The 16,113-nt window shown below is 54.5% G+C and carries 9 protein-coding genes and 1 pseudogene; 5 read left to right on the forward strand and 5 right to left on the reverse strand.

The window, feature by feature from the left end; all coding sequences use genetic code 11:
• The first annotated feature begins 357 nt into the window (after positions 1-357).
• Genes EA20_RS0101425 through rcsB form a run of 3 tightly spaced genes read left to right on the forward strand, consistent with a single transcriptional unit; the run spans position 358 to position 4,846 of the window.
• Entirely contained in the window at positions 358-1,512 is a 1,155-nt protein-coding gene (locus EA20_RS0101425; protein ID WP_024965132.1) for an MFS transporter, read from the forward strand.
• 21 nt (positions 1,513-1,533) lie between these two features.
• Positions 1,534-4,194: a phosphotransferase RcsD gene (rcsD, locus tag EA20_RS0101430; protein ID WP_024965133.1), complete on the forward strand. Its 2,661-nt coding sequence runs from the start codon at positions 1,534-1,536 to the stop codon at positions 4,192-4,194.
• 1 nt (position 4,195) lies between these two features.
• Positions 4,196-4,846 carry a response regulator transcription factor RcsB gene (gene rcsB, locus EA20_RS0101435; protein WP_024965134.1) on the forward strand — a complete coding sequence of 217 codons (651 nt, stop codon included), beginning with the start codon at positions 4,196-4,198 and terminating at the stop codon, positions 4,844-4,846.
• Between the two features lie 46 nt (positions 4,847-4,892).
• On the opposite strand, the gene rcsC is transcribed toward rcsB, so the two are convergent.
• From rcsC to gyrA, 5 genes and pseudogenes are all read right to left on the reverse strand, one after another.
• A complete protein-coding gene (rcsC, locus tag EA20_RS0101440) occupies positions 4,893-7,745 on the reverse strand; it encodes a two-component system sensor histidine kinase RcsC (protein ID WP_024965135.1) in 2,853 nt (950 codons plus the stop codon).
• A 303-nt stretch (positions 7,746-8,048) separates the two neighbouring features.
• Complete coding sequence (locus tag EA20_RS0101445) at positions 8,049-8,627, reverse strand: hypothetical protein (RefSeq protein ID WP_024965136.1); 579 nt, start codon at positions 8,625-8,627, stop codon at positions 8,049-8,051.
• The gene (locus EA20_RS21035) at positions 8,624-9,007 is read right to left on the reverse strand and encodes a tlde1 domain-containing protein (protein WP_369699777.1); all 384 of its coding nucleotides are present in this window, start codon (positions 9,005-9,007) and stop codon (positions 8,624-8,626) included. Before EA20_RS21035 ends, EA20_RS0101445 begins: the two co-directional genes overlap by 4 nt.
• Positions 8,965-9,305: pseudogene (gene tssD, locus EA20_RS20515) on the reverse strand (type VI secretion system tube protein TssD); the annotation flags it as partial. The gene EA20_RS21035 and the pseudogene tssD, both read right to left, overlap by 43 nt.
• A gap of 359 nt (positions 9,306-9,664) precedes the next feature.
• Positions 9,665-12,304, reverse strand: a complete 2,640-nt coding sequence (gene gyrA / locus EA20_RS0101455) for a DNA topoisomerase (ATP-hydrolyzing) subunit A (protein WP_024965137.1) — start codon at positions 12,302-12,304, stop codon at positions 9,665-9,667.
• Positions 12,305-12,495: 191 nt separating this feature from the next.
• On the opposite strand from gyrA, the gene ubiG reads away from it, so the two are divergent.
• Positions 12,496-13,224, forward strand: a complete 729-nt coding sequence (ubiG, locus tag EA20_RS0101460; protein WP_024965138.1) for a bifunctional 2-polyprenyl-6-hydroxyphenol methylase/3-demethylubiquinol 3-O-methyltransferase UbiG — start codon at positions 12,496-12,498, stop codon at positions 13,222-13,224.
• Positions 13,225-13,749: 525 nt separating this feature from the next.
• Positions 13,750-16,035 (forward strand): class 1a ribonucleoside-diphosphate reductase subunit alpha, encoded by a 2,286-nt coding sequence (nrdA, locus tag EA20_RS0101465; RefSeq protein ID WP_024965139.1) that lies wholly within the window; start codon positions 13,750-13,752, stop codon positions 16,033-16,035.
• Positions 16,036-16,113 lie beyond the last annotated feature (78 nt).

Raw genomic sequence — 16,113 nt, forward strand, 5'->3', positions numbered from 1 at the left:
CCAGCGAAAAATTTCTGGCAAATTGTGAAAATCGTCTCATAACACTGCGTTGTGGATTGGCGAAAAGATGATCATCCCAGGAGCGCTAAGAAACGGGAAAATACATTTTTTCACGCTATATTAATGATTTGAGTTAAGTTGCACTATTATACCAACCTGCCAGGAGTTATCCGGAAATCACGGCTTAGGCGGAAAAATCTGTTATCAGAGCCGTTTTTCAAGGTTAAATAGTTTTACCGTGTGTATCCATGGGGCTTCGCAAGGCTAAGCCTCGTGAGAATGTAGTGCTAATTCCTTCATTAAAGATAAGAAACATGCTAAAAAGTAGCGCCGTTCGCTACAGCTTACAGAGAGACAATGACGACACTGGATGCTCAACACGCCAACCCCAGCTCAGTCGCCACGCAGCATGCCACCCGTACCGTTTTTTTTATTGCGGGGATAGGCATGGCCGCCTGGGCGCCACTGGTTCCCTATGCCAAAGCGCGGGCGCTGCTCAGTGAAGGTGCGCTGGGGACGCTCCTGCTTTTCCTCGGCCTCGGATCGCTTATCGCGATGCCGCTTACCGGCATGCTGGTTGGCCGTTTTGGCTGTCGCCGGGTGATCACCCTCGGGGCGCTGTTTGTGCTGCTCGCCCTGCCGCTACTGGCGACGCTTTCCACACCGGTAAGCCTGGCGCTGGCGTTGATGATGTTCGGTGCAGCGATTGGTCTGGTGGATGTCGCGATGAATATTCAGGCTGTGGAGGTCGAAAAAGCGTCCGGACGCGTGATGATGTCCGGCTTCCACGGTTTTTACAGCGTGGGGGGCATTGCCGGGGCGGGTGTGGTCAGCGCCTGCCTCGTCGCCGGGTTTTCTCCCCTTGCCGCCGTAGGTGTGGCGGCGGCAATGATTATCCTGCTCTGGCTGTTCAGCCAGCGCTATCTTCTCAGCCAGCGGCTGCATCAGCCGGACGCGCCGCTTTTTGTCCTGCCGCGCGGCTGGGTACTTTTTCTGGGCCTGTTGTGCTTTATTCTTTTTCTCGCGGAAGGTGCCATTCTGGACTGGGGCGCGCTCTTTCTGACCCAGAGCCGCGATCTGCCGCCGTCTCAGGCAGGCCTTGGCTACGCGCTCTTTTCGGTGGCGATGACTATCGGCAGGCTGAGCGGCGATCGCATCGTCAATTTCTTTGGCCGCACCGCCACGCTGTGCTGCGGATCGCTCTGTGCGGCCGCAGGATTGCTGCTCGCCACGCTGGTGCCCAGCGCAACGATGACGCTCGTCGGTTTCGTGCTGGTGGGGCTTGGTGGCTCCAATGCCGTCCCTATCATGTTCAGCGCCGCCGGTAAGCAGACCGCGATGCCGGTCAATCTGGCGATTTCTTCCATGACAACCATAGGTTATGCAGGTATTCTGGCAGGCCCGGCGCTGATTGGCTTTATCTCACAGTGGTTCAGTCTGGCGACGGCCTTTGGCCTTATTGCCGTCCTGCTGTTAGTCGTGGCCGCCAGCGCCCGGCCAATCACACGTTAACTGGGGTATCACGCTACGCTTATGTTGCCATACAAATTCCCGCTGACCTCAGGCAATGTCACGCGCTTCTTCGCGATATTTATCCTTGTGCTGCTGCTCGCCTCAGGATTTATGATCCACAACGCGGTAAACGCCTGGCTGAAGGACAAGCGCTATGCCATGGAAGATATCACCCATGCCATGCAAAAACGTATTGATACCTACCGCTTCGCCACCTGGCAGATCTATGAAAATCTGGCCGCCAGCGCCGCAGGCACGCCGCCTAACAGCCTGCAGGAAACCCGGCTGCGTCCGGACGTTTACTATCTTGAAAAAACGCGGCGTAAAACCGAAGCGCTGATTTTCGGCTCTCATGACAGCAGCACGCTCGATATGACGCTGCGTATGTCTAACTATCTCGATACGCTCTGGGGTGCAGAGAACAGCACCTGGTCGATGTATTTTCTGAACGGCCAGGATAACAGCATGATTCTGATCTCCACCCTGCCGCTCAAGGATATGGCTACCCGCTATAAAGAGAGCACCATCAGTACTATCGTTGAAGCACGCCGGACAGAAATGCTGCAACAGGCTAATGCCCTTGATGAACGCGAGAGCTTCTCACCTCTGCGTCGTTTCGCCTGGCAGAACGATCACTATTTCACCGTGCGCACCACCTTTAATCAGCCGGGACACCTGGCGACGGTCGTGGCATTCGATCTGCCGATTAACGATCTGATCCCGCTCAGTATGCCGCTGGAAAATTTCCAGCTTAAGCAGGATGTGATGGTGCCCGTCGGCGATGCGCCGGGTAGCGACGCCACGCATAACAGTAAAGTGAGCCTTGGTAATAATTACGTTGAGATTGCCGCCTCGTTAACCAGCACCCCGCTCCAGCTGACCTACCGGGTACCGCTGATGGGCCTGATTGGCGATACGCTACGTAATTTACTGTGGCCGCTGCTGGCAAATTTTGCGCTGCTGCTGCTCTCACTCAGCGGGCTGTTCCTGCTTCGTCAGCAGTCGCTGCGTCCGAGTGAAAACCAGAGCGCGGAGCTGGACTCGCTGCGCATGCTGAATGAAGAGATTGTCGGTAGCCTGCCGGTTGGCCTGCTGGTCTATGATTTCGCCAATAACCGGACCCTGATCAGCAACAAAATTGCCGAGCATCTGCTGCCGCATCTCAACCTGCAAAAAATTATCAATATGTCCGACCAGCATCAGGGCATTTTGCAGGCGACGGTAAACAATGAAGTGTATGAAATTCGCCACGCGCGCAGCGCCATCTCCCCGAACACGCAGCTCTTTATGATGCGCGATCAGGATCGCGAACTGCTGGTGAATAAGAAGCTGCAAAAAGCGCAGCAGGTTCTGGATAAAAACCACCAGACGCGTCAGCAGCTGTTGCAGAATCTGGGCCACGCGCTGAACGCTCCGCTCAATAAAGTGATCGCGCAGCTTGAATCGTTAAGCCGCACCCAGCCGGGAGATGAAATCGACACCGTGCTGGAAGAGTCCCATGCGCTCAGCCGCCTTGTTGATGATATCGTTCTGCTTAACCGGCTGGAAACGCACGACTGGGCGCCGGATGCAGGCGCGTTTAATCTGCAGGCGCTGCTTGATGAACTGGTGCAGGAGGCGCTGCCTTCTCTGCGGCGTAAAGGGCTGCGGCTGCTGGTCAGCAACCGGCTGAACGTGGATCAAATCCGCTTCGGTGACCGGCGTGCGCTATACAAGATTCTCTCCACGCTGCTGCACTACTCCATCACCAGCACCACCTGGGGCCGGATCAGCATTGAGATAGACCATCCGGCCGACCATCCTGACCGGCTGAGTATCGAAATCGTCGATACCGGCGCTGGCCTGACCGTTGATGAGATGGGCAATAATGATTTCCCTTTCCTCGGCGAAACCCGCCAGGATCGTTTCGGTCAGGCCTCCGGGCTGGCGTTCTTCCTCTGTAAACAGCTCTGCAAACAGCTGGGCGGCCATCTTGCCATCGCGGCGCGGCCCGATATCGGTACGCGCTACAGTATCGAAGTTCACGCGCCGGAAGAGAACCAGCAGGCCCAGGAAGAGAAATTGCTGGAAGGATTAACCACGCTTATCGAGATCACGGTAGATGACGTGCGGAAAATCGTGGTTCATCAGCTGGAAAACTGGGGAGCGAGCTGCATTACGCCGGATGAACGCTTCTCCGGCCAGGATCACGATCTTCTGATCACTGACGATCCGGCCCGGATGACGCCGTGGGCACTGCTGCTCGTGGATGATGAAACTGGCTTCAGCTCACTGTCTCCAAACCAGCTGAGGGTAAACTTTAATATCAGCAGTGCCATGCAGGATGCGCTGCTGCAGCTGATTGAGTTGCAGCTTGCCGAAGATGAATCCGGTGCGGAGTGGGAAGAAGAACAGGATGCGATTCAGCTTTTCGCCCCAGGATATTTCCAGCTCTTCGTCGATACAGTACCAGATGATGTGAAGAGATTGTATAATGAGGCGGCGGAAAGGGACTGGAGTTCGCTTGCTCAGACTGCACATCGCCTGAAGGGCGTGTTTGCCATGCTCAATTTGACACCGGGCAAGCAGCTTTGTGAAACGTTAGAACAGCACATTTCAGAGTGTGACGATTCAAACATTAAAAATACCACCAGTGAGATTGACCGTTACGTCAACGATCTGCTGCAGCAAGGTAACCAATAATATGAACAACTTGAACGTAATTATTGCCGATGATCACCCGATTGTTCTGTTCGGTATTCGCAAGTCACTTGAACAGATTGAATGGGTTAATGTAGTTGGTGAGTTCGAAGATTCCACAGCACTGATTAACAGCCTCTCTAAACTTGATGCCAACGTCCTGATCACCGATTTATCGATGCCGGGTGAAAAGTATGGCGACGGCATTACGCTGATCAAATATATCAAGCGCCACTATCCGGATCTGTCGATCATTGTTCTGACCATGAACAATAATCCGGCGATCTTAAGCGCGGTACTGGATCTTGATATTGAAGGGATCGTGCTGAAACAGGGCGCGCCAACCGACCTGCCGAAAGCGCTGGCAGCCCTGCAGAAAGGGAAGAAGTATACGCCGGATAGCGTGGCCAAACTGCTCGAAAAAATCAGCGCGGGCGGCTACGGTGACAAACGTCTTTCTCCGAAAGAGAGTGAAGTTTTGCGCCTGTTTGCCGAAGGTTTCCTGGTAACCGAAATCGCCAAGAAGCTTAACCGCAGCATTAAAACCATCAGTAGCCAGAAGAAGTCAGCAATGATGAAACTGGGCGTGGAAAACGATATCGCGCTGCTGAACTATCTCTCCTCCGTCAGTACCACACCGGTCGACAGAGAGTGATATTCCGCTAGCGTACTCAAAGGGCGGAAACTTTCCGCCCTTTTTATTACCCTTCCCGGCTCTTCCTCACTCTCTCTGCATAAATAGCCAGCGTCTTGCGTAGCGTATCCAGCGTGACCGGTTTCGACAGGCAGTTATCCATTCCCGCTTCCATACAACGCTGCTTCTCCTCGGCCAGCGCGTTCGCCGTAACGCCGACCACCGGGAAAGTCAGTCCAAGCTGGCGCAGGCGCTGGGTCAGCCGGTAGCCGTCCATATTCGGCATATTGACGTCAGTGAGCACGATATCAATGTCGTTACGGCTGAGGACGTTTAATGCATCCACGCCATCCTGAGCGGTTTTGACCCGATAGCCAAGTGAACCGAGCTGATCGGAGAGCAGCATACGGTTAATCGGATGGTCGTCCACCACCAGAATCAGGATATCTTCGTTGCTGATAGCCTGCTCGCCAGCCGCCGGCAGCAGCGGCGAAGCATCCGGCATCGCCACTTCCACCCGATAGATGCGGCCCAGCAGCGCCGGCAGTTCATGCGGTGTGGTGGTGCCATAGACCCAGCGTCCGGGCGACATTTCCTGCGGACCGTCGTTATGGCTGCCATCAAAGCGGATCATCGCACGCAGCGGGTGATCCGTCTGAAAATCGTAATCGGTGACGATAATGTCTTCCGCGCTGCTGCCACTCTCACTCAGGCGTTCAACTTCGATGCCGTGTTCGCGCAGCAGCCTTTCGAGGAACGTCGCCAGCGCCTCGTTACGCACCTCCAGCCAGCAGCGTTTACCCTGCAGGCCGTCGTGCAGGAGGGGCGTCATCACCTTACTGTTATAGAGCGGAATACGGACGATAAACTGGCTGCCCATGCCCGGCTCAGAATCCACCTCAATATCGCCGTCCATCATATTGATCAGTTTTTCGCAGATGGCCAGCCCCAGCCCGGTACCCTGGAAGTTGCGCTGAACGCCGGTACCAACCTGAACGAAGGGATCAAACAGACGCGTGATCTCTTTTGCCGGGATACCGACGCCGGTATCACGAACCCGGAAAGCCAGGTAGCCGTCTTTCACAAACGCCTGCAGGACAATACCGCCGGTATGAGTAAATTTGATGGCGTTATTGAGCAGGTTGGAGATTACCTGCTGAAGACGAAGCGGATCGCCATCAAGCGTTACCGGCACGTTGCTGTCGATAAACACCCAAAGCGTAAGCCGTTTTTTTACCACCATCGCCAGGTAATTCGAGGCGATATGGGTAATGATTTCTCTTGGCGAAAACTCGCGGGGCTCAATGCGCAGCTGTTCGGACTCGATTTTTGAGAAGTCGAGAATGTCGCTGATAATTTTCAGCAGCAGGCTGGAGGAGTTGTTCATCGCCGTCACCAGTGAATCAACGCCTTTTGGCAGCGCTTTGGTTTGCAGCAGATCGAGGTTGCCGATGATGCCATAGAGCGGCGTACGCAGCTCGTGGCTGACGGTCGCCAGGAACATCGACTTCGACTGGCTGGCCTGTTCGGCCGCCTGCGCCATTTCCTGAAGCGACTCTTCCATTTTGACGCGGGCTGAGACATCGACCAGCACGCAGATTGCGACGTTTTCGTTGCGGTAGCGTGAGTGAACAAAGCTGATCTGCAGGTTGGTGTTGCTGCCGGTCAGCACATCGACGAAATTGACCTGCTGGCCGCAAATAATCTCCGTCAGCCGCTGGCGGTCCTCCTGGGTGAGCATGCTGAGGTAATTATGCGCCAGCTCATTACTGAGGATATTGGTGCCATCGCTGGTGCGCAGGATGCAGATCCCGACCGGCGCAGAGGCGACAATTTTGCGGTTAAACTGCTCATGCTCTTCGAGTCGGTGCGCATTATCTTCCGCAGGCAAAAACATCCGGCGCTCGAACTGCCAGGCGAGCGTAAAGAGGCCGATGGCGCTGATGAGATTCAGCAGAAGCGCATTGACGATCAGCGTTTTCAGCTTTTCGATCATCTCATGCGTTTCGACGGAATAGATCACCGAGAGTGAAGACGGCGTCAGATTCTTTTTCAATACCAGGCGCTTATAGCCATTCATGTAGCCGAACCAGGCGGCTTTATCGGGCAGTTCAGCCAGGTCGATGCGGGCGCCGGAGCGCGGAGAAGTCATCACGCGCTGATTGTTCTCATCCACCAGAGTCGCACTGACAGGGAAACTGCCCGGCGTCAGAAAATCTTCCACCCGGATGGTTTGCTCAACGCCCAGCAGTGCGGCCATTTTGCCGGCCACATAGACCGGCGTCACCATATAGTAGTATCCCATGCCCGGCTGGCTGGAAGGTGCCAGCCAGAAGAGATTGTTTTTGCGCTGATCCTCGTTGCCGTTACGGTATCTCAGAATGCGCTCATGCAGGGATTTCAGCGCACGCTCCCGATCGGCCGACGCTTCCCCGACGCCAAAATCGGCCAGGCAGAGGCTCTCACCACCGACGAAGAAAACGCGGTTCAGCTCGTAGGCGGAGGAAAAATTTTCTTTCCAGTAATGCAGAAAGTAGCTGAGCGACTCCAGTGAACTGCGCCAGTTGTTGCTCATCACGCTACAGTCGGAGTCGGCGTAGAGCGGATAAAACTGCGGCAGAGCCACTTTTCCCGGGAAGAGGCCATTCAGCACGTCCAGGCCGTTCGCGGTGGCGTTAAGCCGGTTTTCGGCGATATATTTCAGCTCACGGGAAACGCCAGCGGAATGACGGATATACCACTGCGCCTGTTCAAAGTTGGCGTTAAATTCCTGACGAACCTGATTTTCTTTCTCGTGCAGTACGCTGACGATGTAAAACGTGGTCAGCAAGGCGCCCAGCGTCCAGAGCATAAGCGCCAGCGCCCGGAAGAGGTAACGGGAAATCCTTAACGTAGTTCTGAACGAGACGAGATATTTCAAGCGAAACCTATAGTGGCAGCAGTGTCAGGTTGACATTTTTGATCCCGCTACACTACCGTCAGAACGCCTAAAAAGCCAGATAACAGCGGCCCGGAGGCTGATAAAAGTGCCATAACGGATGTTGACGCAATTCAATGTTCAGTTCCTCGCAGGGTGAGGTAATCCCGTGCGCTCACCGTACCGAAGTATTCGTATGTTAACGCCTGTCAGCATCGACAGTTTTGCCTGACCACACCAGGCCAGCTGATAACATTTATTGCGCGGAAAATAAGGCCGCCCGCCTGGCGGCCTTGATGATAGCGTTTAGCTGGATGTAACCTGACTAATAAACACGCCTTTGACATTCTTGTTTTCAAAAAAATATTGAAGGCAGTTTAGCTGAGTGAAATCACCGTAGGTTTTAGTGTCAGCGCAATATTGAATGATGTTGCCATCTGGATTGTTTGAAAACGTCGATGAGAGATCTTCTGGTGACGCGTTCAGCAAAGGAACCCCTTTAATCGTAACGCTTACATCACCGTTATAATGAGAACACCCTTTATGTTGTCTGGATGTGGCTATTGCCACAGAGGTTAAATCCCCCTGCCCCATCTCATTATCAGAGATAAACCAGTAATCAATACCTTTAGCGGCAAGGCAAAGCCATGATGCCTGTTCGCTCTGATTAACCGCTACGCCAGTCGTTTTTGCAATATCTGAAAGACGGCTAAATTCCATGACAAAGATGCTGTCGCCAATAATCACCTCAGGCGCTAAACCTTTGTTGGTGTCGTAGTTAGCAATGTATGAATCATCCTGGTCGTAGTTGGCCCCGAAACCTTCCATCTGTGTAGCCATACCAACGGGAGAAACTACAGCAGCAAGTACCAAAAGATATTTCATTTCACTATTAACTCCCTGTCACCGCTCGCCCAAATGCGCTTTCTGACGCTGACAGGTGCGATAATACATCCTTCGGATGAATCCAGTGGATGCCTCTTGCTTGCACCATGAATTCGGAAAGCAGAACGCCCGCACATAGCATTGTTCAGATTGGGGGTGAGGTCGAGAGTGTATTTCCCCGTATGGGCTGAATTGTGGGGAGAACCGATGGTATAAGTACCTCTGGGAAGTGGACCTTTGTTGCTGACACACTCCTGAGAACTGTCATTCTTATAGCCTGTTGCACCTGCATAATCTGCTGTGTATGTTTCACCATTACGGGTGAAGGTGTGGATTCTATCTCTGTTACCTTCACGTTCTCCAACGTGGTCCTGAAATATTCCTCTTCCTGTCCGTTATCATTGATTCGGTAAAACTTGAATACAGCCATTTAAGTGTCTGCCCCATAGACAGGGCTTTGTAGAGAAAGCAGGTGGCGTTATCAACGCCTTTCATAAATGAATAGGAACTATGTAAGCGCTTTGCTGTGGTGTTGCCCGTCATAGGGTCTGTAGGTTGCTCCACGGAGTGCATTAACTCAGTTACCTCAATACTTCCCTCTCTGCCGCTTACATCAACATTGCCTTTTATGGGCGCTCCACCATCATCTTCAAGCCATAAATAAACCGGAATAGCCATTCCACAAACTCCTTTTTGTGATTAAGGGGGATCATTGCCAACGTCTCTTTCGCTTATACATTGATCGCCATTTAAAGATAAATGCCAGTTAAAGAATTATTGACATAAATCAAAAGAATAGATCGGATTTTTTGGGCCAGTTTGGGAAAAGGAGAATCCAGGGTCGCGCATTTAATATGATGATTATCACTATACCCCAAATAATTAGAGTTGCAGCAGGATGGCAAGCGAAGGAATCTTCATTTTGCCAACAAAAAAGCACCGAAGATATAAATCGTTCGGTGCTTTATACTTCAATATCCGTTCAGCCTCATGGCGCTTAATTGAAGGACATCAACTCTTTTTGTAGGCGTTAAGGATTACTCCTCTTCGTCGCCTTCGGGTGCCTCATCGTCGCTCTCCACTTCCGGGGCGATATCCTCATCCCCTTCAGCGAGGCTGCCGTCGATAGCATCCAGCTCTTCTTCCGCGACGGGTTCTGCCACACGCTGCAGGCCGACGACGTTCTCATCTTCTGCGGTACGGATCAGAATCACGCCCTGCGTATTACGGCCCACCACGCTCACTTCAGAGACGCGGGTACGGACCAGCGTTCCGGCATCAGTGATCATCATAATCTGATCGCCATCAACAACCTGCACCGCGCCGATCACCGGTCCGTTACGCTCGGTCACTTTGATCGAGATAACGCCCTGCGTGGCGCGTGATTTGGTCGGGTATTCGCTGTTCGCGGTGCGTTTACCGTAGCCGTTTTGGGTGACCGTCAGAATCGCGCCATCGTCACGCGGCACAATCAGCGAGACCACGCGGTCGCCTTCCGCCAGCTTGATGCCCCGCACACCGGACGCGGTACGTCCCATGGCACGGACGGCATTTTCTGCAAAGCGCACCACTTTACCGGCCGCAGAGAAGAGCATCGCTTCGTCGTTACCGTTGGTCAGCGCCACACCAATCAGCTCATCGTCTTCACGCAGATTGACGGCGATAATGCCGGCGCTGCGTGGACGGCTGAACTCGGTCAGCGCGGTTTTCTTCACGGTGCCGCTGGCGGTCGCCATAAAGATATTCCAGCCTTCCGCATATTCACGCACCGGCAGAATCGCGGTGATGCGCTCGTTCGCTTCCAGCGGCAGCAGGTTGACGATAGGACGTCCACGCGCACCACGGCTCGCTTCCGGCAGCTGGTAAACCTTCATCCAGTAGAGACGGCCGCGGCTGGAGAAGCAGAGGATCGTATCGTGGGTATTGGCCACCAGCAGCCGATCGATAAAGTCTTCTTCTTTAATGCGGGCGGCAGACTTGCCTTTACCACCGCGGCGCTGCGCTTCGTAATCCGACAGCGGCTGATATTTCACATAGCCCTGGTGAGACAGGGTGACCACCACATCTTCCTGGTTGATCAGATCTTCAATGTTGATATCGGCACTGTTGGCGGTGATTTCCGTGCGGCGTTCGTCGCCAAACTGATCGCGGATCAGTTCCAGCTCTTCGCGGATCACTTCCATCAGACGCTCGGCGCTTTCCAGAATGCGGATCAGCTCGGCAATCTGCTCCAGCAACACTTTGTATTCGTCGAGCAGCTTTTCATGCTCCAGACCGGTCAGCTTTTGCAGACGCAGATCCAGAATCGCCTGAGCCTGCTGCTCGGTCAGGTAGTACTGACCGTCGCGAATACCGAACTCATCTTCCAGCCACTCCGGACGGGCGGCATTATCGCCAGCGCGCTCGAGCATGGCCGACACGTGCCCCAGCTCCCACGAACGCGCAACCAGGCCAGCTTTCGCTTCCGCAGGCGTTGGCGCACGGCGAATCAGCTCGATAATCGGATCGATGTTGGCCAGCGCGATCGCCAGCGCTTCAAGGATATGGGCGCGGTCGCGCGCCTTGCGCAGCTCGAAAATGGTCCGGCGCGTCACCACTTCACGGCGGTGGCGAACGAAGGCTTCCAGAATATCCTTCAGCGGCATAATCTTCGGCTGGCCCTGATGCAGCGCCACCATGTTGATACCGAAAGAGGTCTGCAGCTGCGTCAGCGAGTAGAGGTTATTCAGCACCACCTCGCCCACCGCATCGCGCTTCACTTCGACCACGATACGCATACCGTCTTTATCGGATTCATCACGCAGCGCGCTGATCCCTTCCAGACGTTTCTCTTTCACCAGCTCAGCCATCTTCTCAATCAGGCGCGCTTTGTTCACCTGATAGGGAATTTCATGAATGATGATGGTTTCGCGGCCGGTTTTGGCATCGACTTCCACTTCGCCACGGGCGCGGATATAAATCTTACCGCGGCCGGTACGGTAGGCTTCCTCGATCCCGCGACGCCCGTTAATGATGGCGGCTGTCGGGAAATCGGGGCCTGGGATGTGCTCCATCAGCCCTTCAATGCTGATGTTTTCATCGTCGATATAGGCGAGACAGCCGTTGATCACTTCCGTCAGGTTGTGCGGCGGGATGTTGGTCGCCATGCCCACGGCGATGCCCGAAGAGCCGTTAACCAGCAGGTTCGGGATTTTGGTCGGCATGACTTCGGGGATCTGCTCCGTGCCGTCATAGTTTGGCACGTAGTCGACGGTCTCTTTTTCCAGATCCGCCAGCAGTTCATGGGCAATTTTAGACATGCGTACTTCGGTGTAACGCATCGCGGCGGCGGAGTCGCCGTCAACGGAGCCGAAGTTACCCTGGCCGTCGACCAGCATATAGCGCAGCGAGAACGGCTGCGCCATACGGACAATGGTGTCATACACGGCAGTGTCGCCATGCGGGTGATATTTACCGATTACGTCGCCGACAACACGGGCGGACTTTTTATAGGGTTTATTCCAGTCATTGCCTAACACGTTCATGGCATAGAGCACGCGACGGTGCACGGGTTTCAGGCCGTCCCGAACGTCTGGCAATGCACGGCCAACGATGACCGACATGGCATAATCCAGGTAAGAGTTTTTTAACTCTTCCTCGATATTGACCGGTGTGATTTCTCTGGCTAGGTCGCTCATGGAGCCGCTATCCCTCTACATTATACCCGGATTCAAAGGTGCGAAAGTATATCACCTTAAGGCCTGATGGTGAATGGAAAGCGTCGTTTTGCCCGCTTTAATCCACGGCGGTGAGCGCGCCGGGCAACGCTGCCCATCAGGGCGCAGAAAGATGTATACTGGCTGCAAACTTTGCAGGGAGTAATCACGTAATGAAGGCTGAACAAAACGCCACCACCCCTAACGTCGATCGGGACGAAATCGCCAAATTTGAAGCGGTCGCTTCACGCTGGTGGGATCTTGAAGGAGAATTTAAGCCGCTTCACCGGATTAATCCGCTGCGCCTCGGCTACATTGCGCAGTACAGCGAGGGGCTGTTCGGGAAGAAAGTGCTCGACGTGGGCTGCGGTGGCGGCATTCTGGCGGAGAGTATGGCCCGCGAAGGTGCGGAAGTGACCGGTTTGGATATGGGCGCGGAGCCGCTGCAGATCGCCCGTCTGCACGCGCTGGAAAGCGGCGTGAAGGTGGATTATGTCCAGCAGACGGTGGAAGAACACGCGGAACAGTTCGCCGGGCAGTATGACGTGGTGACCTGCATGGAGATGCTGGAGCACGTGCCGGATCCCCGCTCGGTGGTCCATGCCTGCGCCAGGCTGGTAAAACCCGGCGGCGAGGTGTTCTTCTCCACCTTAAACCGCAACAGCAAAGCCTGGCTGATGGCGGTGATCGGCGCGGAATATGTGCTGCGTATGGTGCCGCGCGGTACGCATGATATCAAAAAGTTTATCCGGCCTTCAGAACTGCTGAACTGGGTGGATGAGGCCGGGCTGCGCGAGCGCCATATGATCGGCCTGCACTATAATCCACTGACCAACAAGTTCAAGCTGGCGCCCGGCGTTGACGTTAACTACATGGTGCATACACACCGCCCGGTCAACTAACCCTTTTCCAGGCGCCAGCGCCTCTGCCGTAACGGCGCCTGGAGACTTCTGCGGTAATCTGTTTTCCCAGTCAGAACCGGCACGACATAACCTTTTCCTGTTGGACAATTACCGATCGGCAGGACAGCCTGACAGGCGACGTTATCAGGGAGGCATTTACTGACGCTAACGGGAAAATTTCTTCACCTTACTGGCGCTGACTGATGCAAAATAATCCGCGCTTCCTGGCGGCTGAACAAGAAAGCCGCGCTTGATCAAATTTCTAAAATTTTTATCAGCCTGTTGACATTGCGCCAGGGCCTTGAGAAACGTGGACTTAGGAAATATGCCAGCCTGCAAACCGCAAAACGCGGATAAAATCAAGCCTTGTTAAGCGCGGATAAATTACTAAAATACTCACCATATTGTTACTCCAACTTCTTTTTACCCCTATATATAGTGTTTATCCACAGGTTTACCCACATTGGGGCAGACTGTGTATAAGCCAGGGGTATTTTCGACTCACGGACAGGATACCTACGCGACATGAATCAGAGCCTGCTTGTCACCAAACGCGATGGCCGCACCGAACGCATCAACCTCGACAAAATTCACCGCGTGCTTGACTGGGCTGCGGAAGGCCTGCATAACGTTTCTGTTTCGCAGGTCGAGCTGCGTTCCCACATTCAGTTTTATGAAGGGATCCGCACCTCTGATATTCATGAAACGATTATCAAATCCGCCGCCGATCTGATCTCCCGCGACGCACCAGACTATCAATACCTGGCGGCCCGCCTCGCCATTTTCCACCTGCGTAAAAAAGCCTATGGCCAGTTTGAGCCGCCGAAGCTTTACGATCAGGTGAAGCGTATGGTTGACCTTGGCAAATATGACCGCCACCTGCTGGAGGATTACAGCCAGGAAGAGTTTGAGCAGATGGATGGCTTTATTGACCACTGGCGCGACATGAACTTCTCTTACGCCGCCGTGAAGCAGCTGGAAGGGAAATACCTCGCGCAGAACCGCGTCACCGGCGATATCTACGAGAGCGCGCAGTTTCTCTACATTCTCGTCGCTGCCTGCCTTTTCTCTGGCTACCCGCGCGATCAGCGTCTGGATTACGTGAAGCGCTTCTACGACGCCATCTCCACCTTTAAAATTTCCCTGCCAACGCCAATCATGTCCGGCGTGCGCACCCCAACCCGTCAGTTCAGCTCCTGCGTCCTGATCGAGTGCGGCGACAGTCTGGATTCGATTAACGCCACCTCAAGCGCCATTGTGAAGTATGTATCGCAGCGTGCCGGTATCGGCATCAACGCGGGCCGCATTCGTGCGCTGGGCAGCCCAATCCGCGGCGGCGAAGCCTTCCATACCGGCTGTATCCCGTTCTATAAACATTTCCAGACGGCGGTGAAATCCTGCTCGCAGGGCGGCGTTCGCGGCGGCGCGGCGACCCTTTTCTATCCGATGTGGCATCTGGAAGTTGAGAGCCTGCTGGTGCTGAAAAACAACCGTGGCGTTGAAGGTAACCGCGTACGTCATATGGATTATGGTGTGCAGCTTAACAAGCTGATGTATCAGCGCCTGCTGAAAGGCGAAGAGATCACCCTGTTCAGCCCGTCCGACGTGCCAGGTCTGTATGACGCCTTCTTCGCCGATCAGGATGAATTCGAGCGCCTCTACACCAAGTACGAAAAAGATGACAGCATTCGTAAGCAGCGCGTCAAGGCCGTTGACCTCTTCTCGCTGATGATGCAGGAACGTGCCTCCACCGGCCGTATCTACATTCAGAACGTCGATCACTGCAACACTCACAGCCCGTTTGACGCCAGCATTGCGCCGGTTCGCCAGTCTAACCTCTGCCTGGAAATCGCCCTGCCTACCAAGCCGCTGATGGACGTGAACGACGAAAACGGTGAAATCGCGCTCTGCACGCTCTCCGCCTTTAACCTGGGCGCCATCGACAGCCTGGACGATCTGGAAGAGCTGGCGACCCTGGCGGTGCGTGCGCTGGATGCGCTGCTCGACTACCAGGATTATCCGATCCCGGCCGCCAAACGTGGCGCGATGGGGCGTCGCACGCTGGGTATTGGCGTGATTAACTTCGCTTATTACCTCGCGAAGCACGGCGTACGCTATTCCGACGGCAGCGCCAACAACCTGACGCACAAAACCTTCGAAGCGATTCAGTATTACCTGCTGAAGGCGTCGAACGAGCTGGCGAAAGAGCAAGGTGCCTGCCCGTGGTTCAATGAAACCACCTACGCACAAGGCATTCTGCCGATCGATACCTATAAGAAAGATCTGGACGCGATCAGCAACGAGCCGCTGCATCTGGACTGGGAAGGCCTGCGTGAGCAGATTAAAACCCACGGCCTGCGTAACTCCACGCTTTCTGCCCTGATGCCGTCTGAAACCTCGTCGCAGATTTCTAACGCCACCAACGGCATCGAGCCACCGCGCGGCCATATCAGCATTAAAGCCTCGAAAGACGGCATCCTGCGTCAGGTCGTGCCGGAGTATGAGCGTCTGAAGGAGAGCTATGAACTGCTGTGGGATATGCCGAATAATGACGGCTATCTGCAACTGGTCGGCCTGATGCAGAAGTTTATCGACCAGGCGATCTCGTCGAACACCAACTACGATCCGTCGCGCTTTGCCAATGGCCGCGTGCCAATGAAGCAGCTGCTGAAAGATCTGCTGACCGCCTATAAGTTCGGCGTGAAAACGCTCTATTACCAGAACACCCGCGACGGTGCTGAAGACGCACAGGACGATCTGGCGCCTTCCATTCAGGACGACGGCTGCGAAAGCGGCGCCTGCAAGATTTAATGTTTAACTGAGGGGCGGGCTACTCTGCCCCCTTCTTCACTCCACGGGTCGGCCCGACCGGCCCGCGTTTACTGGATT

The organism is Pantoea sp. IMH (assembly GCF_000599885.1).
GTDB lineage: Bacteria > Pseudomonadota > Gammaproteobacteria > Enterobacterales > Enterobacteriaceae > Erwinia.

Bases quoted from the DNA above. Each gene is read 5' to 3' on its own strand.
- EA20_RS0101425 (WP_024965132.1), top strand. From the start codon at position 358: ATGACGACACTGGATGCTCAACACGCCAACCCCAGCTCAGTCGCCACG.
- rcsD (WP_024965133.1), top strand. From the start codon at position 1,534: ATGTTGCCATACAAATTCCCGCTGACCTCAGGCAATGTCACGCGCTTC.
- rcsB (WP_024965134.1), top strand. From the start codon at position 4,196: ATGAACAACTTGAACGTAATTATTGCCGATGATCACCCGATTGTTCTG.
- EA20_RS0101445 (WP_024965136.1), bottom strand. From the start codon at position 8,627: ATGAAATATCTTTTGGTACTTGCTGCTGTAGTTTCTCCCGTTGGTATG.
- gyrA (WP_024965137.1), bottom strand. From the start codon at position 12,304: ATGAGCGACCTAGCCAGAGAAATCACACCGGTCAATATCGAGGAAGAG.
- ubiG (WP_024965138.1), top strand. From the start codon at position 12,496: ATGAAGGCTGAACAAAACGCCACCACCCCTAACGTCGATCGGGACGAA.
- nrdA (WP_024965139.1), top strand. From the start codon at position 13,750: ATGAATCAGAGCCTGCTTGTCACCAAACGCGATGGCCGCACCGAACGC.